The organism is Sphingobacterium sp. GW821-FHT03E03 (assembly GCF_059420745.1).
Genome location: NZ_JBWKUH010000001.1, coordinates 400,936 through 426,348, shown reverse-complemented (window position 1 = coordinate 426,348; position 25,413 = coordinate 400,936). Strand labels below are relative to the sequence as shown.

Annotated in this window: 26 protein-coding genes and 1 tRNA gene; 14 read left to right on the top strand and 13 right to left on the bottom strand. The window is 39.5% G+C overall.

The genetic code is table 11. From position 1 onward, the window contains the following. Positions 1–306: 306 nt before the first annotated feature. The 4 genes from AC07UV_RS01770 to AC07UV_RS01755 form a co-directional block, all read right to left on the bottom strand. Positions 307–382, bottom strand: a tRNA-Lys gene (locus AC07UV_RS01770). Positions 383–524: 142 nt separating this feature from the next. Beyond that, positions 525–803 (bottom strand): hypothetical protein, encoded by a 279-nt coding sequence (locus AC07UV_RS01765; RefSeq protein ID WP_495182519.1) that lies wholly within the window; start codon positions 801–803, stop codon positions 525–527. Between the two features lie 87 nt (positions 804–890). Next, entirely contained in the window at positions 891–3,731 is a 2,841-nt protein-coding gene (locus AC07UV_RS01760) for a heavy metal translocating P-type ATPase (protein ID WP_495182518.1), read from the bottom strand. Between the two features lie 264 nt (positions 3,732–3,995). Continuing rightward, positions 3,996–4,295, bottom strand: a complete 300-nt coding sequence (locus AC07UV_RS01755) for a hypothetical protein (protein WP_495182517.1) — start codon at positions 4,293–4,295, stop codon at positions 3,996–3,998. A gap of 202 nt (positions 4,296–4,497) precedes the next feature. On the opposite strand from AC07UV_RS01755, the gene fbp reads away from it, so the two are divergent. Continuing rightward, positions 4,498–5,505, top strand: coding sequence for a class 1 fructose-bisphosphatase (gene fbp / locus AC07UV_RS01750; protein ID WP_120256995.1), 1,008 nt, complete (start codon positions 4,498–4,500; stop codon positions 5,503–5,505). A 118-nt stretch (positions 5,506–5,623) separates the two neighbouring features. Then, positions 5,624–7,072 (top strand): L,D-transpeptidase family protein, encoded by a 1,449-nt coding sequence (locus AC07UV_RS01745; RefSeq protein WP_495182516.1) that lies wholly within the window; start codon positions 5,624–5,626, stop codon positions 7,070–7,072. A gap of 52 nt (positions 7,073–7,124) precedes the next feature. Here AC07UV_RS01745 and AC07UV_RS01740 read toward each other — a convergent pair whose 3' ends face one another. Next, complete coding sequence (locus tag AC07UV_RS01740) at positions 7,125–8,714, bottom strand: DUF3943 domain-containing protein (RefSeq protein WP_495182515.1); 1,590 nt, start codon at positions 8,712–8,714, stop codon at positions 7,125–7,127. Positions 8,715–8,882: 168 nt separating this feature from the next. Here AC07UV_RS01740 and AC07UV_RS01735 point away from each other — a divergent pair, with 168 nt between their 5' ends. Further along, on the top strand, positions 8,883–10,415 hold the full coding sequence (locus AC07UV_RS01735; protein WP_495182514.1) for a SulP family inorganic anion transporter: 1,533 nt from the start codon (positions 8,883–8,885) through the stop codon (positions 10,413–10,415). A 1-nt stretch (position 10,416) separates the two neighbouring features. Here AC07UV_RS01735 and AC07UV_RS01730 read toward each other — a convergent pair whose 3' ends face one another. Then, entirely contained in the window at positions 10,417–11,007 is a 591-nt protein-coding gene (locus tag AC07UV_RS01730) for a methyltransferase domain-containing protein (RefSeq protein WP_495182513.1), read from the bottom strand. 241 nt (positions 11,008–11,248) lie between these two features. On the opposite strand from AC07UV_RS01730, the gene AC07UV_RS01725 reads away from it, so the two are divergent. Continuing rightward, entirely contained in the window at positions 11,249–12,133 is an 885-nt protein-coding gene (locus AC07UV_RS01725) for a bestrophin family protein (protein WP_495182512.1), read from the top strand. A 119-nt stretch (positions 12,134–12,252) separates the two neighbouring features. Here the strand turns inward: AC07UV_RS01725 and AC07UV_RS01720 are convergent, their stop codons facing one another. After that, positions 12,253–13,137 (bottom strand): NAD(P)-dependent oxidoreductase, encoded by an 885-nt coding sequence (locus tag AC07UV_RS01720; protein ID WP_495182511.1) that lies wholly within the window; start codon positions 13,135–13,137, stop codon positions 12,253–12,255. 140 nt (positions 13,138–13,277) lie between these two features. Here AC07UV_RS01720 and AC07UV_RS01715 point away from each other — a divergent pair, with 140 nt between their 5' ends. The 7 genes from AC07UV_RS01715 (at position 13,278) to AC07UV_RS01685 (ending at position 17,646) form a co-directional block, all read left to right on the top strand. After that, positions 13,278–13,634 (top strand): winged helix-turn-helix transcriptional regulator, encoded by a 357-nt coding sequence (locus tag AC07UV_RS01715; protein ID WP_495182510.1) that lies wholly within the window; start codon positions 13,278–13,280, stop codon positions 13,632–13,634. 174 nt (positions 13,635–13,808) lie between these two features. Then, entirely contained in the window at positions 13,809–14,336 is a 528-nt protein-coding gene (locus AC07UV_RS01710) for a hypothetical protein (RefSeq protein WP_495182509.1), read from the top strand. A gap of 267 nt (positions 14,337–14,603) precedes the next feature. After that, positions 14,604–15,146 carry a hypothetical protein gene (locus AC07UV_RS01705; protein WP_495182508.1) on the top strand — a complete coding sequence of 181 codons (543 nt, stop codon included), beginning with the start codon at positions 14,604–14,606 and terminating at the stop codon, positions 15,144–15,146. Positions 15,147–15,216: 70 nt separating this feature from the next. Next, complete coding sequence (locus tag AC07UV_RS01700; protein ID WP_495182507.1) at positions 15,217–16,014, top strand: hypothetical protein; 798 nt, start codon at positions 15,217–15,219, stop codon at positions 16,012–16,014. An 85-nt stretch (positions 16,015–16,099) separates the two neighbouring features. Continuing rightward, complete coding sequence (locus AC07UV_RS01695) at positions 16,100–16,900, top strand: class I SAM-dependent methyltransferase (RefSeq protein ID WP_495182506.1); 801 nt, start codon at positions 16,100–16,102, stop codon at positions 16,898–16,900. Between the two features lie 58 nt (positions 16,901–16,958). Next, a complete protein-coding gene (locus AC07UV_RS01690) occupies positions 16,959–17,153 on the top strand; it encodes a hypothetical protein (RefSeq protein WP_495182505.1) in 195 nt (64 codons plus the stop codon). A 235-nt stretch (positions 17,154–17,388) separates the two neighbouring features. Further along, a complete protein-coding gene (locus AC07UV_RS01685) occupies positions 17,389–17,646 on the top strand; it encodes a hypothetical protein (RefSeq protein WP_495182504.1) in 258 nt (85 codons plus the stop codon). Between the two features lie 26 nt (positions 17,647–17,672). On the opposite strand, the gene AC07UV_RS01680 is transcribed toward AC07UV_RS01685, so the two are convergent. From AC07UV_RS01680 to AC07UV_RS01670, 3 genes are all read right to left on the bottom strand, one after another. Beyond that, on the bottom strand, positions 17,673–18,209 hold the full coding sequence (locus tag AC07UV_RS01680; RefSeq protein ID WP_495182503.1) for a hypothetical protein: 537 nt from the start codon (positions 18,207–18,209) through the stop codon (positions 17,673–17,675). Positions 18,210–18,270: 61 nt separating this feature from the next. Next, the gene (locus AC07UV_RS01675; protein WP_495182502.1) at positions 18,271–19,131 is read right to left on the bottom strand and encodes an AadS family aminoglycoside 6-adenylyltransferase; all 861 of its coding nucleotides are present in this window, start codon (positions 19,129–19,131) and stop codon (positions 18,271–18,273) included. Positions 19,132–19,250: 119 nt separating this feature from the next. Further along, the gene (locus AC07UV_RS01670; RefSeq protein ID WP_495182501.1) at positions 19,251–19,709 is read right to left on the bottom strand and encodes a hypothetical protein; all 459 of its coding nucleotides are present in this window, start codon (positions 19,707–19,709) and stop codon (positions 19,251–19,253) included. A 345-nt stretch (positions 19,710–20,054) separates the two neighbouring features. Between AC07UV_RS01670 and AC07UV_RS01665 the strand changes: the two genes are divergently transcribed. Next, positions 20,055–21,254 (top strand): MFS transporter, encoded by a 1,200-nt coding sequence (locus tag AC07UV_RS01665; protein ID WP_495182500.1) that lies wholly within the window; start codon positions 20,055–20,057, stop codon positions 21,252–21,254. A gap of 57 nt (positions 21,255–21,311) precedes the next feature. Here AC07UV_RS01665 and AC07UV_RS01660 read toward each other — a convergent pair whose 3' ends face one another. Then, a complete protein-coding gene (locus tag AC07UV_RS01660; protein ID WP_495182499.1) occupies positions 21,312–21,863 on the bottom strand; it encodes a 5' nucleotidase, NT5C type in 552 nt (183 codons plus the stop codon). Between the two features lie 110 nt (positions 21,864–21,973). Here AC07UV_RS01660 and AC07UV_RS01655 point away from each other — a divergent pair, with 110 nt between their 5' ends. Next, positions 21,974–22,720, top strand: a complete 747-nt coding sequence (locus AC07UV_RS01655; protein ID WP_120257019.1) for a DeoR/GlpR family DNA-binding transcription regulator — start codon at positions 21,974–21,976, stop codon at positions 22,718–22,720. Positions 22,721–22,771: 51 nt separating this feature from the next. On the opposite strand, the gene AC07UV_RS01650 is transcribed toward AC07UV_RS01655, so the two are convergent. Together AC07UV_RS01650 and AC07UV_RS01645 are read right to left on the bottom strand one after the other, a co-directional pair. Continuing rightward, entirely contained in the window at positions 22,772–23,338 is a 567-nt protein-coding gene (locus tag AC07UV_RS01650; protein ID WP_495182498.1) for a YceI family protein, read from the bottom strand. A 219-nt stretch (positions 23,339–23,557) separates the two neighbouring features. Further along, positions 23,558–24,127, bottom strand: a complete 570-nt coding sequence (locus AC07UV_RS01645; RefSeq protein WP_495182497.1) for a dihydrofolate reductase family protein — start codon at positions 24,125–24,127, stop codon at positions 23,558–23,560. Between the two features lie 609 nt (positions 24,128–24,736). Here AC07UV_RS01645 and arr point away from each other — a divergent pair. Then, positions 24,737–25,150, top strand: a complete 414-nt coding sequence (gene arr, locus AC07UV_RS01640) for an NAD(+)--rifampin ADP-ribosyltransferase (protein ID WP_495182731.1) — start codon at positions 24,737–24,739, stop codon at positions 25,148–25,150. The last annotated feature ends 263 nt before the right edge of the window (positions 25,151–25,413 follow it).

Below are 25,413 nucleotides of genomic sequence, written 5' to 3'. Positions count from 1 at the left end.
CCATTATACCAAAGAAACAGCAAAGAAATACCAAAACAGAAGCAAGCCAGGTCCCTAGAAAGTCCGAAGAAGGTTCGAAGAAATGGCCTACAATAAGCAATAAATAACCAAAGGATCACCAAAGGATGACCAATAAATAAGTAAAGAAATAGCAATAAATAACCAAAGGATAAGCAAAGAAATACTGCTGTCTTATTCTGGAATAGCTATACAGATTAATGAATAAACCCCGAACCCGGCCGCCCCTTCTTTCGAACTCTGAGCTGTCTAAACAAAAAAAGCTAATCTTGCGATTAGCTTTTCTTTTGGTGATCCCGCTGGGATTCGAACCCAGGACCCATACATTAAAAGTGTATTGCTCTACCAGCTGAGCTACGGAATCTTACTTCTTTATTTTTGAACTATCGTTCCTTGTTTGAAGTGATGCAAAGATAGGGTTAATCCCTATTCCTCGCAACTATTTATGTGATAAAAATGCGTTTAATGTGTTTAGACCTTCATTTTTAGCTGTTTATTTTTTATCACTAAGACAAAAAATCGCGATCTTCATCGGATAATGTAGACTTAGGGCCCTGATTGTCGTCCTCTGATTGATCAAAAACCACCGTTTTTTTCTGTTGTTTCGCCTTTTTACCGCTTTTTAGGAGAAAGGCAAAGAGTACTCCCATTGCAAAAAATGTCAATAGGAGTTTCCATAACGCTACTTTGCTCTCCACAAAAAGATCAATATTGATCGTTTGCGAATTTTTGAGAGAAACTAGCGTTACGATAACCGATACAAGTATTAGAAGTATATTACGCATAATAAATAATGATAAATATATGTCATTAAGAATAGCGAATATAGTTAATTATCTATTTTCGTTGCTATCAAGCGCCTTTCTTTTTGTTTACTTCTTATCTACTTCTATTGTTGCACGGTTTAAGCGTAGTGAGTTTAAAATCACGGATACGGAACTAAAGCTCATTGCAGCAGCAGCTATCATTGGTGATAATAGGATGCCAAAACTCGGGTATAGTAGTCCTGCAGCCAAGGGAATGCCCAAAATATTATAGATAAAGGCAAAGCCTAAATTCTCTTTGATATTTCGGAGAAGTTTCTTACTCAGGATTTTGGCTTTAGCGATGCCTATTAAGTCTTCCTGTAATAGAGTCAGGGATGCACTTTGTATCGCTACATCTGTTCCTGTTCCCATAGCGATACCGATATCGGCTTGCGCAAGGGCAGGAGCATCATTAATACCATCACCAGCCATCGCCACAATATGTCCCTGTTCTTGTAGTTTATGGATTTCCTGTAATTTATCTTTCGGTAATGCATTTGCTTTGAAATGTTTAATACCGACCTGCTCGGCGACGGATTTTGCGGTGTGTGCATTGTCTCCTGTAAGCATAATTACATCTACATCGTGCTGAAGCAGGTAGTGAATGGCCTGTTTGGAAGAGGTTTTGATCTGATCGGAGATGTTAAAGTAGCCGAGTAAATCACTTCCTTTCGAGAGATAGGAAACGGTTTTGCCATTGGATTGGGCTGACCCGACCGCTTTTCGTATTTCGTCTGGGATGATCACCTGCATGGATTCCATCAATAATTGATTACCGAGGGCAATCAATTGATTGTTAATATGCCCCTTGATACCTTGTCCGGCAACGTTTTCGAAGTCTGCAACCTGTTGTTCTATTTTATTTCCTTCCTTTTTTGCTCGATCAATAATAGCTTGCCCGAGTGGATGGGTGCTGTTGCTGTTGAGGGCGGCGGCTAATGATAATATTTCGTTGATACTGCTCTTAGCGGTGGGTTGAATGTCATCAACGGTGGGTTTACCTTCAGTGATTGTTCCCGTCTTGTCTGTTAATACAACATCTACCTTGTTCATTTTTTCTAATGCACTGGCATCTTTGATCAAAATGCCATTTTTGGCTCCCTTGCCGACACCGACCATGACTGACATCGGAGTTGCTAGGCCAAGCGCACAAGGACATGCAACAATAAGAACTGCCAAGGCATTGGCAAAACCATAAGCCAGTGATGGCGCAGGACCCCAGATCCACCAGGCGAAGAATGTCAACAAAGCGATAACGATCACAATCGGAACAAATATTTCTGATACCTTATCTGTAAGGCGTTGGATGGGAGCTTTACTTCTGCTGGCATCATTGACCATCTGAATGATCTGAGCCAATATGGTGTCCGAACCGATACGTTCTGCTTTCATGAGAAAACTTCGTTCACCGTTGATGGTTCCGGAGCTGACCTTGTCACCTTCCTGCTTTTCGACAGGCAGGGGTTCGCCTGTCAGCATGGATTCATCAATGCTCGTCGTCCCATTTGTAATCTGTCCATCGACAGGGATTTTATCTCCGGGTTTTACTTTCAGGGTATCACCGATCTTAATCTGATCGACGCCAATTTTTACGTCGACACCATTTTCGACCCGGGTAGCGTCAGATGGGCTGAGTTTAATGAGCTCTTTGATTGCTGAATTGGTTTTGGAATGGGCTTTGGCTTCCATTACCTGCCCAAGGAGAACCAATGTTAGGATAACAGTAACGGACTCAAAATATAATGCGATATATCCGTGATGATTTTTTAGGTCAGCTGGAAATAACTGCGGGAAAAACAGGCCAATAATACTATATACAAACCCTGCGCCAGCGCCAAGGGCAATCAAACTAAACATATTCAGACGCCAGGTTTTAAAAGAAATCCAACCGCGTTGGAAAAAGGACCAACAGGTATAGAAAACCACGGGCAGGGATAGAAATAATTGTATCCAGCCTGACCAATCCAGTGGAATTATTTTTCCGATCGGATTACCGGGAAGCATTTCTCCCATGGATAGAATAAATATCGGAACCGTAAACAGGATGGATAGCCACAGTTTCATCCGGAGATCTTTATAAGTTCTATCATCGTCGGCATCATTTCCCCCAGCGATAGAGACAAGATCCATACCACAGATCGGGCAGTTTCCGGGATGATCCTGAACAATTTCGGGGTGCATCGGACAGCTGTATTGTGTGTTTTTGGTTAATTCGGGGACTTTCTCCAAGTTCATACCACAAACTGGACAGTTGCCCGGTTGATCATAGAGCTTGTCGCCCTCACAATGCATGGGACAGTAGTATTTTCCGGCTGAACCCGCTTTCTGTTGGTTGGATTTTGCAGCGGCAGAATGGTCGTTGTGGGCATGCTTATGCTGGTCATGTCTATGTTGTACCGATTCATGTTGGTGATGGTCATGATCCTGTGCTCCAGATTGATGTTGTTGTCCAGTATGATTATGCTGCTGTTCCATCTTTGTCTGTGCGACAACCGTTGGAGCTTGGTCCGCGCTGTGCGTATGATCAGGATAATGATGTTTGTTTTCATTATTTTCCATCAGTACAAGGTACATCCCACAAACAGGGCAGCGCCCTAGTTGATCGTAGCTTTTATCACCTTCGCAGTGCATGGGGCAATAGTATTTGCTTGACGCAGATAGCTTTGGTTGTTCCGCATCTGAGGTTTCTTGTACAGACTTATTTAGTTCGTCGATATGATAATTACCTAATTTAGTGAGGGTTTCCTGTAGTTGTCCCATCGAAATTTCTTTTGCAGATTTTATTGTCAGTAGCGGTGGATCTAGTGTCACTTTAGCCTGAACTCCAGGAAGCTGATTGATGGCATTCTCAATTGTTGTTCTACACCAGTCACAGGACATGCCAGAAAGTTTATATTGGTATTGCATAGCATTTTGTTGTACAATAAATTTAAGGGTTATTGCTTGGGTAATGTTATACTTTTACACTGTTTATTTGTAATATTTCAAAGTGTATACCCATTCTTTCGGAAAGGAAATCAATTTGTTGGATAAACGATGATCTTGATATCACACCTAAAATAAACAAACAAAGTGGGCTATTTGTTTAGCGTGATAATACCCAACGAAGCAGGAGCGGCGAAGGGGAGGATAAAGGATGAGCTAAGCTGTGTTGGGGATCAAGGCCGGCTTCTAGGAAAGCAGCATGGCTTCTGGATGCTTCATTAGGCTTTGGACAGTTAGTTTGTCTGCTAACAATGCTTCGTGAAAAGGTGCTGGAACCATTATTTTAAAGGTCTTACGCGCTGTTTTAACAAAAAAAAGTGCCCCATGGCTGACCTGCTTGTCATCAATAATCAATGTATGTTGTGTAACAAGTTGGCTGCCTAGTTTTTCCTTTTCAACGAGCTGTATAAATTGTTGCATTGTATCAATCTGTTTTGCCAAAATTACCAAATACTTATCATTTTTTAGTTTTTTTTTATTTGGCAATATTTAAAAAATATCTACTTCTGGTTGTGCTTTGTTATCTTTTTGTAGTTGATAATCGTTTTAGCAAATGAATGTTTTCAAGGAAATACGCAATCGATTGCGTATTTCGTCTGCTAAAGTTTAGCTGAACAGGGGTTTGGCTTTGCTAAAATATGTTTTACTTTTTTAGCTTTGTGCAACAAATATCCAATAAAACACTATTATGAGTGGTATAACAACACTAGGTCAATTTATTATTGAAAAACAAGCCGATTTTCCATACGCGAAAGGCGAGCTGTCCAGACTCTTGCGTGATATCGGAATTGCAGCAAAAATTGTTAACAGAGAAGTCAATAAGGCTGGATTGGTTGATATTCTGGGGGATGCGGGTCAGACCAATATTCAGGGGGAGGGACAGAAAAAGCTGGATGTGTACGCTGATGAGCAATTTATTAAAGCACTTCAAAGTGGGGGAGAATGCTGTGTGGTTGCCTCTGAGGAACATGAAAACCCAGTTTACATGCAGTCTGGAGTTTCTAAAAATGCAAAATATATTGTTTGTATAGATCCACTGGATGGTTCGAGTAATATTGATGTGAATGTTTCTGTAGGTACCATTTTTTCGATTTATCGTCGGCTTTCGGATACCGGAGTATCGTGCAATAGCAATGATATTCTGCAACATGGAACCAAGCAGGTTGCAGCAGGATATGTCATTTATGGAAGTTCAACAATGTTGGTTTATACCACAGGGAAGGGCGTGAATGGTTTTACATTGGATCCTTCAATCGGTGAATTCTGCCTATCACATCCCGATATGAAGATTCCCGAAGCTGGCCATATTTATTCGATCAATGAGGGAAACTATTCAAAATTTCCGAATGGCGTTAAGCAATATATCAAATATTGTCAAATGGAAGATGCTTCTACCCAGCGCCCCTATGCATCACGTTATATTGGTTCTATGGTTGCCGACATTCATCGTAACCTATTGAAAGGAGGGATATTTCTTTATCCAACAACCTCGGCCCACCCGAATGGAAAATTACGATTGATGTATGAGTGTAATCCGATCGCTTTTATTATTGAACAAGCCGGAGGTAAAGCGACCAATGGATATCAACGTATATTAGATATTGAACCAAAGACATTGCACCAACGAACGGCAGCTTTTTTGGGGAACTCCGAGATGGTCGAACTCCTCGAAGATTTCCTGCAAAAACAGCAGTAATTTATTCTGTAGTGATTCAATGACAGGTAAAATTCGTTTGCCAATAAGAATTATTTATCTTTGTGATCAGAAAATGGCTTCATTATTGCGAAGCCATTTCTTTTTCATTATTTGTTGTATGTTACGTATTTTAGTTTTTATTTCCTTCGTTTCAATTGTATTTTTTTCCTGTAAAGAGAATCCTCCGACTTATGGCGATATGCTCGCAAAGGGTTTCGAGCAAAAATCCTATAAAGAATTTGATACAACGGCCTATCTGAAGGTATTCCATGAGGTGTATGGTAAACAGAAGTCCAAACTGCATAATCCGAGTTGGATGAAGGAGTTGTCTGATTCTACTGAGGGGATGACTTTAATCGCTGGGCATCTATTTGATGGAAGCATTGATACCTTATTGCATTACCTAGAACGAAGTGAAGAACATGGGATCCGGAGCAGTTACTTTCATACGACAGAGATTAAGGAAACTTTATTTTCTCTTCGCAAACTGAAGCCAAAGGATGTAGCGGAATCTTATCCGCTTTTAGCCAAATTGGATCTTCTAGGGACAGATGGCTTAGTGGCTTATGTAAGCAGTATAAAATATGGTGTAATCAATCCAAAACGTTTGTACGGAAGGTATTTTGTTCCTCAAAAACGTATGAATTATGCTGGCGTTGTGCATCTATTGGATAGTGTGGAGATTGGACCATTAATGGCTGGTATTCAACCAAAAAACCAGTATTACATTCAATTTCAGGATTTGTTGGAAAACGGTAACCTGGATCATGTGCAAAGAACGAAAGTGCTGATGGTGCTGGAAAAATTACGTTGGATGGGTGAGTCTTTTCCGGAGAAATATGTTTTTGTCAATATTCCTGAACAGCGATTGCACATCATGGAAGAGGGAAAAACCAGCCAATTGATGAATGTATGTGTGGGCGAAACCGATAATCCGGCATATACCCGTAAAGGTGAAAACCATGAAACTCCGGTCATGCAGGGCATCTTGGATGCCATGCAGGTCAACCCTGTATGGAATATCCCAAGTAGTATTGTGAAAAAAGAATTATTGGCAAGTGTACGGAACAATCCGAACTATCTTGCTTCACGTAATATGGTGGCATATTATAAAGGAAAGCAGGTGGATCCCAGTACCGTAAATTGGCAATCCGATTCGGTGGAGAAATTCCGCTTTAAACAAAATCCGGGTTCAGACAATTCGTTGGGCAATGTGAAATTTTTGTTTGAAAATGCTTATTCGATCTATCTTCATGATACACCTGCCAAACAAATGTTTGGACAAACCAATCGTGCTGTAAGCCATGGTTGTGTACGTGTTGAGAAGCCTGTAGACTTGGCCGGTTACCTGGTCAATAATGAGAAGCAAGCTGAGAAAATTGCCAAGGAAATCACAACTGACTCCATTTCCAAATCGCGTTGGGTAACACTGAAACGTCAGATGCCTGTATACTTGACTTATTATACCACTTGGCTTGATGATGAGGGGAAATTGGTTTCTTATCCAGATATTTATGGATATGACCCACGTTTGAAAGAGGCGATGAAAAAATATTGGACAAATTAAAAAAAGACCTAACCGGAAGACGGTTAGGTCTTTTTTTATCATTTAGCTTGTTTTAGTATTCGGAGTTGTAGGCTAAAGCCAAACGGATAAAAGGATAATCTTTATTGATATTGTTGTGGTCTTGGTAATGACCTTCAAGTCTAAAGTATCCAGAGTAAAGATTGACCCCAAAGTTTTTCCAGATCCGTACAGATGCGCTGGTGGATGCGGTATGAAGATAGTGGTGAGATTTGTTACCACTGATTGTGACGAAATATCCACCACGGTAATCTATACCAAATTTGAAGCGATTGAGCGTACTCAGTGTTGCTGATGCACGGACATCTGCTCCAGGTCCGTAGTCGTAGGTACGACTTTCGCCAAAATGAAGATAGGGATCCGGTACTGCGGCCAGTACGACTGGGCCACCGCCCAGAATGGTGGTCAACTTGGTCCGTTTACTGATGTTATAATTGGAAAAAATATTGTAATTGATACTTTGTGATCCATAATAGAACGCTTCATTACGCAAAAAGTCAAAATGAGCGGAAACGATACCACGATGTCGGCCTGTTAAATTGGATAATATTCGATTTCCATAGAGAGAAGCGTAAACATTAACTGCATTGACCATGGAACTGTCATCTGATCCAATCTCAAGATTTAGAAAGAAGTCGTCAAATGGTTTCTTTTTATCGACATCATCGTTGTTGTAAATCAGTTTAATGCGCGTGTAGATGTCATTCTTTCCCCGGCTCAGGACATTATGCTCCTTGGCATCAAATCTGCGGATTCCCAACTCTACTTCGGTATGGACCAAAGAACTGTCAACCACGGCACCTTTGGTTGTATTTCCCCAGCGGCCGTCGAGCAGCCGATTTAAACCATTCATCGGATTGATCAACATCGCCAAAATTTCCTTTTTATTACGTTGTCCTTTCGTGAGACTTGGTCTGGCGAGCACATGGTGTGAAAGACGATGGGTCATCTCGCCGAGAATTGTTCCGCCGAAACTGGTATTGATAATATCGTTGATCGAAGGCGGCTCTGTCTCACCTGCTGTCTCCCAGATGTAACTTCCGGCAACTGTCGCGAGCGTAGACTGTAGGAAACTAAAATTGTTGGATCGGAATGAATTGAAATAGAACTGACCATGGTAAGGGTGGGCGATCTGATTTGTAGCAAAGAGATTGTCATCCCATGTCCAAGCGGAAAACTTCAAATGACTGAAGAAATTTTTGAAGGAAATATGGGAGACAGGATCTTTCCGTATGAAATAATTGACTGATGCAGGTATGGCCTGAATAGAAAACCATTCGATTCCAGCCCGTAGAAAGTTTTTCTTTTGATAATTTACGATACTATCGGGTAATTTGGCATTGATCCGATCGGAAATCCATTTCGTCTGTTGCATCGATACGGTGATGCTATCCGTCAATTTTTTTTTGGGGCCAATAGGGATTATGTTGTTTGTTGGTGATTTTAGCTGCGTGCTGTCTGCTAGCAATGGTGGATTTATGATTGAAAATGGTACGACAGGCTGACTCGTATAACTGGATCCGCTAGCTGTGGAATTGGCAAAGACCAAAGGCCCAAAAATGGCAGTAAATAGATTTACAAGTAAAAATAAAATAGAGCGATATGTACCTGAATGCTGTTTCATAAGGGTTAATATACTGTTTTGCAATAAAACTTGTAATGAATAACAAATAGTTGCTAAAAGTGTTTTTAGGATTGTGATTTCTTTGTTTTTTAGCAGCGCATAGCTTGCTGATTTGCGGTACGGATTGTTACCTTTGCAGGGCTTTATAACTGTTCAACTGATTTTGATATGAACAATACCTTTGAATTTTTTAATGTGCGATCCATCAATTTTAAGAACGAGCTATTTGCTGGTTTGACGGTTGCCATGACCATGATACCGGAATCACTTTCATTTGCAATATTAGCGGGATTGCCTCCTCTGACAGGGCTTTATGCGGCTTTTTTAATGGGGCTTGTGACAGCTGTTTTGGGAGGAAGACCGGGTATGGTATCTGGTGGAGCGGGTGCGACTATTGTCGTTCTGATGGCGCTTGCAGCAAGTCATGGTATCGATTATCTTTTCGCCGCAGTGGTCCTGGCAGGTCTATTGCAATTTTTGGTCGGTCTTTTTAAATGGGGTAAATTTGTTCGGCTGATTCCGCAGCCTGTTATGTATGGTTTCTTGAACGGATTGGCCATTATTATTTTCATGGCGCAGGTTGTCCAATTTAAAGTGAGCAGTGGAACAGGCACAGCCTGGATGTCAGGGTCGACACTATATATTATGGGGGGACTTACATTGTTAACGATGTTGATTGTTATCGGTTTTCCCCGGCTGACAAAAGCAATTCCTGCCTCGTTAATAGCTATTTTAGTCGTTTTTGGTCTGGTTTCCCTGCTGGGTGTCGAAACCAAGAAGGTCGTGGACATTGCTTCAGTCAGCGGATCACTGCCACATTTTCATCTGCCCAATGTTCCCTGGAGTTGGGAGACATTGCAGTTGATCTTTCCATATTCCCTGGTGATGGCTGCTGTGGGACTTGTTGAGTCTCTTTTAACCCTTAATATGGTTGATGAAATTACAGCTAGCAAGGGGAACGCAAATCGTGAGTCTATGGCGCAAGGGATAGCAAATGCAATTAACGGATTTTTTGGTGGAATGGGGGGATGTGCCATGGTGGCCCAGACGCTGGTGAATCTGAATGCTGGTGCACGGACCCGACTATCCGCTTTTATCGGGGCCATAACAATCCTGGTGATTATCCTGGTCGGTGCTCCTTTTATTGAGCAGATCCCAATGGCAGCACTTGTCGGGGTGATGATGATGGTGGCGATCGGAACTTTTCAATGGGTGAGTTTCCGGATCATCAATAAATTTCCGAAATCAGATATTTTCGTTGGCATTCTTGTTGCTGGAATAACAGTGTTATTGCACAATTTGGCCTTAGCTGTACTTGTTGGTGTCGTCGTGTCTGCATTGGTTTTTGCCTGGGATAATGCGAAACGGATACGGGCTAGAAAATACCTCGACCAAGATGGTATAAAGCATTATGAAATATATGGTCCTCTTTTTTTCGGATCTACAGCTAATTTTTTGGATAAGTTTGATATCTCTGAGGATCCCGATCGCGTCATTTTGGATTTTAAGGAAAGTAGAGTGGTTGACATGTCGGCTGTAGATGCGTTAAATAAAATCACGGAGCGTTATGCCGCACAACAGAAGAAGATAGAGCTTTGGCATCTCAGTGAGGATTGTCGTTCCTTACTCAAAAATGCCGAGGGAATCGCTGTCGTTAATATTAGGGAGGACCCGACTTATCAGGTGATGCCTGGTAAATAAGCTATTTCTTCCTTAATGCAATGAAAAGCTCGCTGCCTTGTCTTTGGGGGATGCTGTTAAAACAGTCCTCCATTTTTAAAATATCAAAGGCTACTTGAAACAGTCGTTGATATTTCGTTTTGTTTCCGCCAAAGGGTGGACCTGCTGATTCAAATGCTCTGTTAAACAATAGACCTGCAAGGATACCATGTGGTTGGAGCAGATCGGCGATTTTGTTGCTGTATCTTTCACGTAGAATCGGATCTAATGCACAGAAAAAAGCCTGCTCGAGAATATAATCGTATTTTTCGCCATGTTCAAAAAAATCTTCGCAGATAATCTGGATCTGTGCAGCTTCACCAAACTCTTTTTGAACCTGATTGACTAATGTTGGTGCAATATCAAGTAAAGTGATGTTTTTAAACCCTTTGTCAAGTAGCGCTTTCGCTTCGTGTGCATTTCCACAGCCAGGGATCAAAATAGAAGCCTCTTTGGGAATTACCGTTTCCGCATATTCGATTAATGCCGGTGAGGCATAACCGATATCCCATCCGGTCTCTCTGTTTTTATAGCGATTGTCCCAATATTCTTTATCTAAATCCAATATATCCATCGTATTATACGCCTGTTAAATCAAGCGGATACAATTTAAGGAAATCTTGTGTAATACGGCATTATTTTTGTTTTTTTACCTGAAAATCTGTCCATAAGATCAGCAATAATGTCAATAGAGATGATGAAAAATAATTCGCTTTATTGTAGGTTTTTAACATTTTGTTTTTAGTCTTTTAAAACAAAAAAACAACTTTCGGATTTATATGATGTATTATTTCAATTAAAAGAACGATTGTTATATGTTACTTAATAAGAGGATCTCTGTCTCATACTTCTTAAAAACCATTCAGACTGATCTGGTTCGAATTGTATTTTTTGGCTGTCTGGTGGGCCTACTGGCAAAACACAAAGACTTCCTCACATTGGAAATTCCCTTATCTTTAATTGCCATCGTTGGTACAGCCATATCGCTTTTGTTGGCTTTTCGAACTGCGCAATCTTACGATAGATGGTGGGAAGCCCGTATTGTTTGGGGCGGAATTGTCAATGATTCACGTAGCTTAATTCGTCTTTTGCAGACTTTTATCAGTAAAGATCAGGACATCCATCTAAAAATGTTTGTTGAAAGACAGATTATATGGAATTATGCCTTGAGCGAATCGCTGCGAAAGGAGCCGTATTCAAAAAGGGTAAGCGACTATTTGGAAAATTATCAAATTAATGACACCAATGCTGTTTACGGAATTTTAAATGCGCATGGAAAGCATTTGCGTTTATTGGCCCAGGAGGGGTTGATTACTGAATTTCGGCAGGTTGCTGCAGACGAGATTCTAACGCGGTTTTCGGATTCAATGGGGCGATGTGAGCGCATAAAAAATACGGTTTTTCCGGTGTCCTATGGTAAGCTGATCCATTTTCTGATTTATCTATTTGCGCTCTTATTACCCTTTAGTCTGAACGATGATGTTATCTTGGTCAAAATGATGCTGACGATCGGAATTCCCATTATTTTTATTATTATCGAACGTACAGCCATCTTAATGCAAGATCCTTTTGAAAATAAACCCATGGATACGCCGATGACAACGATCTGCCAGACCATTGAGATGAATCTATTGGAGGCTATTGGCGAATTTACTCCAAAACCAACTGCACCTGCCGAGCAATTCTATTATATTCTTTAATTGGTTGATCGTAAATCTTAATTATAATCGGATAGCTTTGCTCACCAGATTTGGTTTCATAAAGCTATCCGATTATAAAGTTTTTGTGTTGAACTACTTTTAGGTGATCGGGCTCCTGGCTATTGCGGTGTCCGCAATGTCTTAATTACGGCAGCAAATTCTTCCTGTTCATAGCCCGCATCTTTTGCTCTTTTGAGCCAATTTGCTACAAACTGGGGAAATTCACTATTTATTCCACTTAATTTTGCTGTCGCAAGGATTCTTTCTGTTGCCTCTACCGAGATGGCGAGTGGGCTTTGGGAAAGCTTAAAATCTCCGCTACTGATCACAGCCCCCTCATGCTTTAAAAATTCGCCCATTCCAGGAGCAATTTCTGCGATGATATTGCCATATTCCCTGACGTCAAAATTTTCAGATTCGGCAATTAAAGCACCATGTAGAAAACCTGCTGCTGCGCCGTAGATATAGGAAAGTGTAGCTGTGTCCATGGCTGCTGCTGCACCAATATTTTCGCCTAGATATTTTAGATTCCCACCCAAAATTTTCAATGTATCTTCGATTTCAAGATATTTTCTGCTATTGCCCGAAAACAGTATTGTTGTATCCGGCTGCGCCATCTGTTCTGGCGCCACCTGTATCGCTCCATCAAGGTAATCGGCTGTTTTACCATTAAACCAGGTTTCGCTTAAACGTGCTTCCTGCGATGTACCTGTAGTCAATTGCACAATGAGTTTACCCGCTAATGCATTCCCTGTTTCGATTGATGAAAAAAGATCATTCGCTACCGCATAGTTATGAATGATAATAATACTCACTGGGCTCGCCTCAATGGCTTCGCTGATGTTTTTCGCTAATCGAGCACCTTCTTTTACCAGTTGATCTGCTTTAGCGGCGGTTCGATTGAATACGGTGACCTGAAAACCTTTTTGTAGATAGAGCTGCGCTATTTTTATACCCATAGGACCTAGGCCGATAATGCTGATTTGATTTTTCAATGTTTCCATATGTTTCTTTATTTATTTTTATACAACAAATATGAGGACAAGCCGGTACGTTGACAATAAGGGAAAAAGGATTCACCCAGGGAAAAATTATTCCCTATGGAATTGCAAAATTCAGTAGTTTTAATGAAAATTATGAAATTATGTATAGTAGAAAGATTCCCGAAGATCTTGACTGTGGTATAGTCGTCACAATGAAAATACTTGGTGGAAAATGGAAAGCCTGTATATTGGATGGCATCAGCAAAGGTATAAAACGTCCCAGTGAATTGCATCGTGCTATTCATGATGCGAGTCCAAGAGTAATCAATATGCAGCTTCATGAATTGGAACAAGCTGGTATTATCGTGAAGAAAATTTATCAAGGACTTCCACTTAAAGTCGAGTATAGCCTGACTGACTTGGGGATTAGCTTATTGCCCGTCATAGCAATCATTGATAAATGGGGTATTGAAAACAACTATTTGGTTGAAAATTTGAGAGAGCAGATTGTAGGCTGATACCGAAACCTGAAAATCATGAAAACAGACATATTGTAAAAGGACGATAGCGAATTGTAAATAAATCTATTATTGTGGCGGTAGTGAACTAGCTTTATCCCAGCAGTCAGTTGGGCTTTGATAATGGGCAATTTGAAAAATAGCCTGCTGTTAATCCAGAAGAGATAATTGTATATGAAACAACCGCTACAAGCTGAAGCCTTTAACTTTGATCGAATACTTTCGTATAGCTTATATGCCGCTTTGATTTCTTTTGCGCTCATGTTCGCTAGCACACTATTAATTCGCAATATTCATCCCTTATGGAATGCAGTCTTAGTCATAGGTTTCCCGTATTCATTATTTGTGTCGAAAATAAAATCGAGAGCAGATGATATGATTTTTGAGGAAAACCAAATCATTGTGAACGGGAAAAACATCGCTATTCAAGATATTAAATTCTTTCGAATATTTGATTCGTTAAGGTTATATTTTGTCTTGCGAATAACTTTAAAAACAGGCCAACAGTATATTCACTACCTTCCAGTTTCGGCAAAGCAAGATCTGGAAAACTATTTTGAAACAGAGGAGGTAAGTAGCAGCAAAGGATCTTTTGATTTTATTGCCAAATATTATTCCTTATTGTATGTTTTACCAGTCATGATATTGCTAGGATTAGCTTATTCATTAGGTACGCAACTGTATTATTATTTGCAGTATTGATAAAATAAGGATTTCATAAAAGCGGATAAAAGTAGTAATGAAAAAGCTGTAAGGGGAAAGAACGCTTAAATTAAGTCAATTCCTGTACGACTCTAACTCCGAAACGTTGTAATTGATAGGCGGATATTCATTGGGTTCAGGCGAATATTAGACCGGTCTAAAAGTGGTGCCAGCTTATTCTATATTTGATTGTTGGGTTTGTTATCTCAGGATACTGCTGCAACAACGGATTGGTTTAATTAAGGTATTACTTTTAATGATAATAATATGAAAACAATGAAAAGGACTGTGATGACTCTGCTAACAGCTGCAACTTTTGCGATATCAAGTTGTGGTGGTGGAAAGGATCAACCGGCAACTCCAATTAATGCAGATCAGTTTGAAAAACTAAATCAAAACAAGGATAATGCTGGTAAGCGCTTTAGTTTAACAGGATACCCTTACCTTAACAGTGACGTAACAGTCCGTAGCGATATGGAAATTGCTGTTTCGTTGTATTCCGAACCAAAAGGAAAAGGTGATTACATCGGCAGTATAGATTTGGGGTATAAGGACAATAAAAACGGAATGTATATCCCAGAGAAGTTCACAGCAGATGATTTGCAGGTTTTTGATAATGAAGGAAGCAGTCTTGGGATAAATGATAAAATTACCATTTCTTTCGAGATGGATCTGGATACCAAACGTCCACCAAGAACGGGTATTAAAAAATTGGAAAAAGACGAAAATGGCAATCCAAAGATGGTTGAACAGCAGCCTACATACTATGGAGATGGGCCATCTGATATAAAAATTGAAAAGGCGAAATAGTTGCTTTTCATGTGTTTTTTAGGCAGAGGGATGATAAATGAATCATGTTATATTTTAAAATTTGAACGTCATGTTGGCACTGGAAAATTATAAAATACTGCTACTGGTACTATTTGCATCGCAATCTTGTGGGAATAATGGCCAGAAAACAGGCGGCGACACATCTCATCTGGTTGATCATCATGCTGAAATCATAACGTATAAAAGCGATTCTACCAATGAATTGGTGCTGAACTTCAGGGATCATAGTTATTTTTATAAGGAAACAAACCTTCCCCTGAAAACGGGGGAGGATGTGGGCTATGAGAATCAATCCAGAGGATCCTTTGTAATTAAAAATGATACCCTAACTTTTTTCTCTCAGATGCCATCGCAGATCGATGTTAAAACAGATTGGTCTACTGGTACGGAATATCTCCCCTTGTATCAAACCAATGAGGAACTTGATACCAGCAGTGTGAAAATATACTTTGACAATATTGCCGAACCGCAATATTATCGAGCATTTGAATTAGCTAACGGAAGAATTGAAAAATTGGCGGTGAAAGCCTGTGTAACAAATGGAGACTTTGGCTGGATAAAAACGGAAAAAGACCAGATTCCATTGTACCAATATTTAATTATTGAAAAACCTAAAAGCAATAAACTTTTAATCATTGACAGCCTGAATACAGCGCACAGTTATTTTTTTGACTTTGATCATATTCCTTTTCGTTCATTCCACTTTTTTACAAGAGCTTATTGGAGTTATTACGATTTTACAGGACTGACATTTGTGCTTGCAGACAACAGGCTCAAATTAACAGAGAATAATAGGTTAGGACGTTATCAACATTCCAATATTAATCTGACCTTCTTAAAACAATGAAGTATTCAGCTGTTAAGAACGTTAATTCTTCTTTAAGCATGAGTTAATGTTATAAATAATACGGATAAAAAAGGTAGATTTAGCTATGAATAAAGAACAGCACTATTTGGATATAAACAGAGCGTCCTGGAATAGTAGAACGGATTCACATCTCAAGTCGGAATTTTATGATCTCCCGGGTTTTCTTCAAGGGAGAAGTTCTTTGAATGATATTGAGTTAGATCTGCTTGATGATATTCAGGGGAAAACAATATTACATTTGCAATGTCATTTTGGTCAAGACACAATTTCGTTGAGTAGGCTCGGTGCTGAAGTCACGGGGGTCGACTTGTCCGATAAGGCTATTGAAAGTGGACGAAAAATTGCTGAACAGATAAATGCCGATGTTCGTTTTATCTGTTGTGATCTATACGATCTGCCGAATCATTTGGATCAGCAATTTGACTATGTTTTTACGAGTTATGGTACAATCGGCTGGTTGCCTGATTTAGATGAATGGGCAAAGGTTATTTCCAGATTTTTGAAGCCCAATGGGAAATTTGTGTTTGTTGAGTTCCATCCTGTCGTTTGGATGTTTGATGATAATTTTGAAAAAATAGGTTATCGGTATTTTAATTCAGGAGCAATTATAGAAACTGCAAACGGAACTTATGCGGATAGAAATGCGGCTATAACAGAGGAGTATGTCATGTGGAATCATGGTATAAGTGAAGTGGTCAATAGTCTGATTAAAAATGGACTCCAAATTGCGCAACTTGATGAATTTGATTATTCCCCCTATAATTGTTTTAACGGGACGATTGAATTTGAAAAGAATAAATATCGGATTGAACTACTGGAGGACAAAATTCCAATGGTTTATGCGATAGTGGCCATAAAGAAATAACATCTGAGCGTTGGACGATCAAAAAAAGGAACTATGATCAAGCATAAATGGTGTACAGGTGCATTCCGTACGCTTACCGGGACATATTCTCGGTGTTGAGGCGATATTTGGTGGAAAGGACGAAACGTTAATCCTTCATCACGATGCAGGTAATGGCGCAGAACCGTACATAAAAGGGATTTTGATGGCTGTAAGTAAGTTGTCGACCTTTGAGGGCTTGAAGCGTGGGTTGGACACCGTAATGAATATATAGAAGCGAAGATACCGAATAATCCAGATTAAAAAATCAGAATATTTTATACTAAAATAATTAGTATAATACTGTTTTTTATTTTTATATTTACATACTTATTTAGCATATGATCACTTATTCGTAAGCCTATTTTGGATATTTAGGAGAAGTGTATGAGTGCTCCGATATGGTTGAGATCTTTTAGATAGGCTGACCATACGGTTTTACAGATTAGACTAAATTTGAGTTAGATGCTATGGAAGATACAATTGGACAGTTAAATACAGCATATAAAGGACAGATTTTCCGCATTACATATCAGGAAAGAGATTTTCAGATTCAATTGTTGAAAAAGTGTCCGACAAAAGAAGAAACAGCATTGGATATTCTGTTAGATGGTCTCTTGCAAACTTTGGTTAAGAACAAAGAGAGATGGTCTTTTCAGCAGCATGAATTGGACCCGGATCTTGCAAATCATATCTGGCGGGCCATCTCTCTCCGGTATAGACTTTGATAGGAATCAAAGTACCCAGTTACTTATTAATTTACGCCAGGTCCAATAAGTTCCGTGGTAAGGCCTATAAATCTCAATAGATTTTTACTGTCAAAAATTAAAGTAGCATAATGTTTTCCCTTTTTAAAGGTAAGTTTTGAACCTCCTGGAAAGGTACTTCCTTCCTCCATTTTTTGCGTTTTGGCCGCATATTTACTGAATTTAGCTGCGCTTTCCTTAAGCGTGGTTTTGTTCATCACGAGATTAAAAGGCAAGCCCTCGACAACAAGCACTTGATCTTCTGGGATATCAAAAAAGATTTCATTGATGGTATTATCTTTTCCAAGACTGGTATATAGTTCCAGGCCGGAATTGGTCAACCATTTGGCATATTTTTCTTCATTGGCATCTTCATAGTAGACCGTTTTCGCATTTAAAGCTGTTTCGATCTTTTGCACTGTCTGTGGGAAAATAAATTCTGAATCCTTGTTTAGGAGCGATCTTATTCCTGCATGGTTTTGCGAGAAAACGCTCATGGTCAATAGCAGGAAGAACATATTCAATGTTAGTGTTTTTATCATCATAATGATCAATTTTGAGTTGTGGAAAATACAATAATTAAAGATATTAAAAAATTAATCAAATTCATTTCGTATTTAGGGCATTGAGATATATTCTGATATCCTGTTCGAGTTTTGTAGGGTATGTATAGCCCAATTTATTCGCTAGTTCCCTGCCAATTTCGGCGACGAGATCGGCCATTGCAAATAGGGCCGTCCAATTTTCATTGATATCGCCGGCTGAAAAAGTCCGCATTACTTTTCCCCAGGTTTGCTCGGTCAGGTATTTTTTAAATAGGCGTCCATGTTTATTGGTTGTGATGTTCCAATCATGCTGGTTAGCGATATACCACTCAATCAGCGGTACCAGATAATCGGTACGTATATTGTTTTCGGACATAAATTTTGCATAAAAAATATCCTCTCTTACGAGACACTTGGCGACATAAGTACAGTCCCACCAAAAATCATTGAGTAGCTGTCTGAATTTTTGCTCGGTAGGTTTTTTTATGATTGACACTCGATAGGAGGGTTTTTGGATCGCTTCCGTTATGCCCTCTTTGTCAAGGAGTACTTGATAACCAATATCCCAATCTTCACATAACGGGCTTTGGCGCACCTCTTCCAAAAAATTAGGCTTACTATATAACTTAAAATCAACTTTTATGTGATCTGTATATAAAACCATTTTCATGGCATGTTTGCTATCGAAGTAGCTTTCATCCTCTTCAATCATGGCGATAGGAGTGCCAAAGTTATTCAGCCAATTCTTATTGGTGAGATACTTGGTGTTGTCATCAAATACAAGTTCGATGTCTAAATCACTTAATTCATCAACTGGCGCCAGTGGATTTACCAAGGAGCTTGTTAGGAGAACTGCCCGAATATCCGTATTGTTTTGTGCCCAATCAATAATCTGCTGTAATTTTTCTGCTCGAGTTAACATATTTTTAGTTTATTTATGGGGAATAATCCCGTTCATTTATAAAGAAAGGTGTTGGAACGGGTTTATTTTCAAGTGATTTTAAAATATTAGGATTTGCCTTGCAGAAAACGACAACCAATTTAAAAACCGAAAAGTCCGCTAAAGATAACAATACAATAGATTCCCATCGCCAACAGCAGATTGATGCACAGCGCTGCATATTTCTTCTTCACTAATAACCAAATTGATTCTATTACCGTATAAATGAGGAGCGGAATTCCAAAACCGAGCATTTCGAAATACAATAAATAGCCAGCACCCAAGCGATCATTTTCTTTATGCATATACCATTGGGAAATAATGATAATAAGGCCAATTAGTATTAAGATACCCAATCTTATTAAGAGATGTCTTTTTAATTGTTTATCTCTCAAAATAGGTGCGCGAATGAAGAAGACCGTTCCTGCAAAGTAAGCTATGATGAATATACTCCCTATAAGCTGTCGGAATGTATAAGATATATTAAACCAACCGTTTGTATAGAGTGAGCCTATAATTAGTGTTGATAAAAGAAAATAGCCTATCGTTTTATAGTTCATGTGGTAAAATAAACATTTTGCCCATACCGGATGACTCAAGCCTTTTTGTTGGAAAGATTTCACTTTCTAATAGTAATTTAGCTATAAATCATGATTATAGCAAAAATAGAGGGTGAAGATTAATGTGCCAAAAAATGTAGGGAGATATTAGTCCTTGAAATAAAAATTATAAACGATTACTAATGACGGTATTATTTAATGGGATTGGTTTTTTTGTTGCTTTAATTTGCATTTTTTGCAATATTATGCAATAATATGCTTCTATTTTGATTTATTATTGATAGTTTTGTACGACTAAGCCTAGACAAGTCTATCGCTATACTATTTTAGTTTATCTCAAATTATATGGAAATTAAATCATTACCCATTCGTCCGGATACAGCGAGAAATGCTGTCAGGTTTATCTTTTTTGTGTGTGGGTTGGGACTCGCCAGTTGGGCACCTGTCGTTCCTTATGTTAAGCAACGGCTCGGAATAGATGATGGTGTATTGGGACTTTTGATGCTTCTTATCGGCGGCGGAGCTCTTTTTATTATGCCATTTTCGACCATCCTTCTGAATAAATTTGGAACAAGAAAAATTATCTTTCTTTCGGGTATCACACTCGCACTTATACTGCCAATGTTGTTAATTGCTAATTCCATCATAACAATGGGGATTACACTATTCTTTTTTGGTATGTGTATGGGAGGAATAGAAGTTTCCGCAAATGCGCACTCAATCCTTATCCAGAAACTCTTTGATCGGCCGATCTTATCCGGTCTGCACGGTATTTTTAGTGTGGGAGGATTAACGGGGTCGCTCGGATTAGGACTGTTGATAAAGCTAGGGTTTCAGGCTACCTATGCCATGTTATTGATCTCCTTACTGATCGTTGTAATTATGTTCGTCATGTACCGTAGGTTGTATGCGCATGATGATGAAATACGCATTAATAGTCATCATGATGATAAGAAAATGGCTGCAGGTCAGTCCAAATGGGCTGGTTGGTTCAATTTGCATGTTTTATTTCTGGGCATGCTCTGTTTCTGTGCTTATCTCTCCGAAGGTTCAATGTTGGATTGGAGTGCAGTATTTTTACATGAGGAAAAAAATGCACCGCTTGAAATTGCGGGGATAGGATATGCTGCCTTTTCCATCGCCATGGCAACAATGCGACTTTTTGGCGATGTACTTGTTGTCCGGTTAGATCATCGGGTTGTTGTGGTCGGAGGGGGACTCTTAGCGGTATTCGGTTTGCTGGTAGCTGTTTTATCGCCTTCTTATTGGGGTGCATTAGCCGGGTTTATTCTATTGGGCTTTGGTGCCGCTAATATTGTTCCGATTTTATTTAGTCATGCCGGAAATTTAAAAGGGGTTGGGGCATCAGCAAGTATTCCGGTTATGTCAACATTGGGGCACTCGGGACAGTTGTTGGGCCCCGCCTTGTTGGGTGGAGTTGCCCAATTTTATGGAATTTCAGTCTCGCTTATCGTCGTTGCTTTTCTTATGCTTTCACTTTCCGTGTCTTATTGGACTTATTGGAAATTCCAGGCTAGAAGATAAATTCTTGCAAACTATAGCTGGGCAATTACCTCTTGTGATTGGCCAGCTATAACTTACTCAGTTGAACGTTTTATTTTGCAGGTCAGCAACAAAAAAACGATGTGCATCAGTCCAGTTCTTCAACCGTTCAAATCGGTGCTCATTGACATTGTGAAATGTATTAAACATAAGCCCTTTTCCAGAAAAACTGTCTAGATTCTTTAGATGATCGTCAATAAGAAAATCGGTGTCGATAATACTTTTATTCCCACAGAATACGATGTTCTTCCACGAAATAAATGGAAAATACTCCTGTAGCCATTCCCGTTTCTCTAAAAGACTATTGGGAAATTCCATTGCGGCAGATACGACAAAAATCTCATAATAGTTTTGTAATTCCTTCACCACGTCTTGTGCATCTTGTGCAACAGGAATACTGCGGAAAAAGCCTGGTGTATGCAAATACCGTAAGACTGCCGTCTGATCAGGTAAACAATTCGCTTCCTTCAGCCCTATGATATCGTTTTCATTTATCCGTATACCCGTTTCTTCAAAATAATGTGAAAGATAGTGCCGTTGGATGTCTGCAAGTACACCGTCCATATCAATGGAAATTGTCTTTTTTATCATAAGTTTTATCTTTATTATTGCACAAATGTAATTATATAATTGCAAAATATTGCAATTATAGCAAGTTTTTGCAATTCATTTTATTCTGGTAAATCTATATATTTGTTCCTATGCTAAAGTACGATCGTCTGCAAACCATTTTAGATATCACCAATAGGGAGGGCTCGGTTTCATTTCAAACCTTGAGCAAAAAGCTTTCGGTATCTGAAGATACCATACGGAGAGATATCAAGGAATTGAATGATCGGGATCTTCTTCGCGCAGTACGGGGGGGAGCTCACAGCATTGTGCAAAAAAAATATCATTATCGTGATCGCGAGAAAGCAGGGTTGGAACAGAAAAAGATTATTGCACAAAAAGCTTTATCATTAATAAAAGATGATCAGGTACTTTTTTTCGATGGGGGTACATCTATCCTGGAGTTGACTAAAATTTTACCAAAGGATCTTAAAGTCACTATCATTACGAATAGTTTTCCTGTCGCGAGTGTGATCGAAGACCATCCTTTGATCGATATCATATTTTTGGGAGGCCGACTTTATAAGTCCGCCTTTACCACTTTTGGCAATACTACGTTGGAAAGCATTGCCAATTTTAAAGCTGATTTATACTTTTTGGGCGTTTGTTCAATTACTCCTGAAAATTTGTCCTGTAATTATCAGGAAGATGCTGAAACGAAACGTGCAATGATGAAACAGAGTGTTCGCATCGTTGGATTGTGTACTTCCGATAAATTTGATACGGAGTCAAGCTTTATCATCGATAAAACCAAAAAGCTTGATATCATTGTGACAGAACATGAATCAACGAGCCCCCAGATGCGTAAATATATCGCTCAGGGGATTGAGCTGCTTTAGACAAACAATGATGTCGCAGTTTTTTTGCTACATCATTGTTTGTTATCAAAGCTATTTCGCGGCTTTGATCTGAATGTCCAATGTAAATTCGTCCTCAATAGCCCGATTCCCGAGGTCGGAGAAAAAGCTGGCCGAACGATATTGGATATCAAAATCCAATCGATTTACCTTTACACCTAATGCTTCGGCCGAAAGTCCGTCAGCAGTGCTGGTTACCTTTGCGGGAAAAGATATCGCTTTCGTTTTGTTTTTAATGGTAAGATTCCCTGTGATTACTGGAGTAGCCTTGCTGTTATCCACTTTGCTGATAATGAATTTTGCTGTTGGATACTTCGGTACATCAAAGAAATCTTCATTTTTAAGATGGCCAGTTAGCTTTGGCGCATCAGTACATGCCATAGAATTCATATCAATGGTAAATCCACCACCGGTAATTTTACCTTGTTCTGTTTGGATCGTTCCGTCTTTCAAGGCAATGGTACCAACATGACCACCGACGACTTTCTTCGCATCCCATTTGATTATTGATGATTGTGTACTGACTTTATACGTTGTTTTTTGCGCAAAAGCAAAGGAAGTACTGCAAATAATAGCAATGAATAATAAGGTTCTTTTCATAGAGATGATTTGTTTAAAATCAAATATACAAGAAAGTAGGCATATTCAAATGAGTAAGATAATGATTATATAAACGATAGTTTTAAATCAATGATTTTAACCATTCCTGAAAAAAGTGGGTAGACTTTTATAACATGATTTATCCCGTAAAACTAGGAAATATTAGCTCCTAACCCGTATAAAGTTGGCTAGGAGGGGAGCTTATCCATTGTAGGAATATTATCTTTTAAGCGGTCCAATATATTTATAGCTATTGATGAATATGCCAGTCGGGGTTGCCTTTGAGTCGAGGAAGACAAGTTCCTGGGCGTACACCTTATCTGAGAGTAGGCGCTTGCCATGTCCCAGCAAAACGGGGTAGGTAATGAGCACCACTTCGTCGACGAGACCCTGCTCAAGTAATAGAGAGGTCAGTGTAGAACTACCTACAACAATCAGATCGGGACCATCCATTGACTTAAGAGCATGAATAGCGGCGACGATGTCCTCATCCATATTTTTTACTGGCCCCCAGGTTAGACTGTCGGGACGGTGTGTTGCGACATATTTCGTTGCAGCATTTATGGCATTGGCCATAGGGAAATCTCCCGCATTGGGCCAGAAGCCACTAAAGATATCATAAGTCTGACGACCTAAAAGAAGGTCGAAGTCTGAGCTATATGCCTGAAAGAGCATTTCCGCTCCTGCGGGACTTCTATAGGCAGTTGTCCATGCGCCATAGGCGTAATCTCCATCGTGTTCGATGATGCCATCAAGGGAGATGTGTTCGAAAATTCTGATCTTTCTCATTGTTTCAAGTGTTTGATTATCAATTCAAATTTAGTGAAGTTTAGAAGCATGGATGAGGTGCAATTGCGACAATATAAGGGGGGGGAAACCTTTAGGTCAATCTGCTGTTTTTAGGAATAATTACGAATTGTCCGAAGGTCGATGCGAGATGGTTTACGAACAAAATACGGAAAATGTATAAAAATATGTAGAACTTTAATCCTGCAGATACCGGTGCATGTAGATTTTAAATCTCCCTGTGCCAACGGTACATTCGGCGATGTAAAAAAAGATACGCGTATGGAATTTTCACCTTTCAACAACGTTGTTAAACTTTGTCTTCAGGGTATGAGCATGGAAGAAGCCAAGCATACTGAAGAAGCCCTTCACTTATTTATGCAAGCTTGGGACGAAGCCACAGACGATCACGAACACTTTCTTGCTGCTTATTATGTCGCTCGGAATCAAGAGACTATTTCCGACAGATTGACATGGTTGGAGGCGGCCTTGAGCCATGCATTAAAACTAAATGATGATACGGTTAAGAGTGCATTGCCAAATCTTTATTTGAACCTGGCCAAATGCTATGAAGCGCTGGGGGATAGCGATAAGTCTCATGGATATGCTGATTTGGCTGCAGTCTTGGTTGAAAAACCATCAGATACCGGTCCTTTTTATCATGGTACAAGAGCTGATTTACCAGTGGGTGCGCTATTGACAGCGGGAGGTAATTCCAACTATCAATCTGAACTTACCATGAATCATATTTATTTCACCGCATTAGTTAATGGAGCTGGACTCGCGGCGGCTTTGGCGAGAGGCGATGGTCGCGAACGTGTTTATATTATTGAACCAATGGGAAACTATGAAAATGATCCAAATCTAACAGATAAAAAATTCCCAGGTAACCCGACTCGTTCTTATCGCTCCACAATGGCATTGAAAATCATCGGTGAAGTAAGCGACTGGGTCAGACCGAGCCCCGAAGAGCTTAAGCGGTTCCGTGAACGTTTGGCGGATGGTAATGGAGAAATAATCAATTAAATGCAAGAGGAATATTACCTGTCCAGTATTTAGAGAATGCTAGATTGGTGCTTCTAAAGAAAGCTCATGAAGGTGATCAGGGGCTATGAGATTGATTTTGAAAGGGATTAAAATTTGAAAGGCATCAAATTGACTGTTCAGAGCGGTTGACCAAGAACATTTTGCGATTTTCATTGTTTGTTCAATGTCAATAATGCCTGACAGATTCTTTTTTTCGGGCAAATCCCCATTAACTTCGCACAACGTGGTAAATGGATCTTATT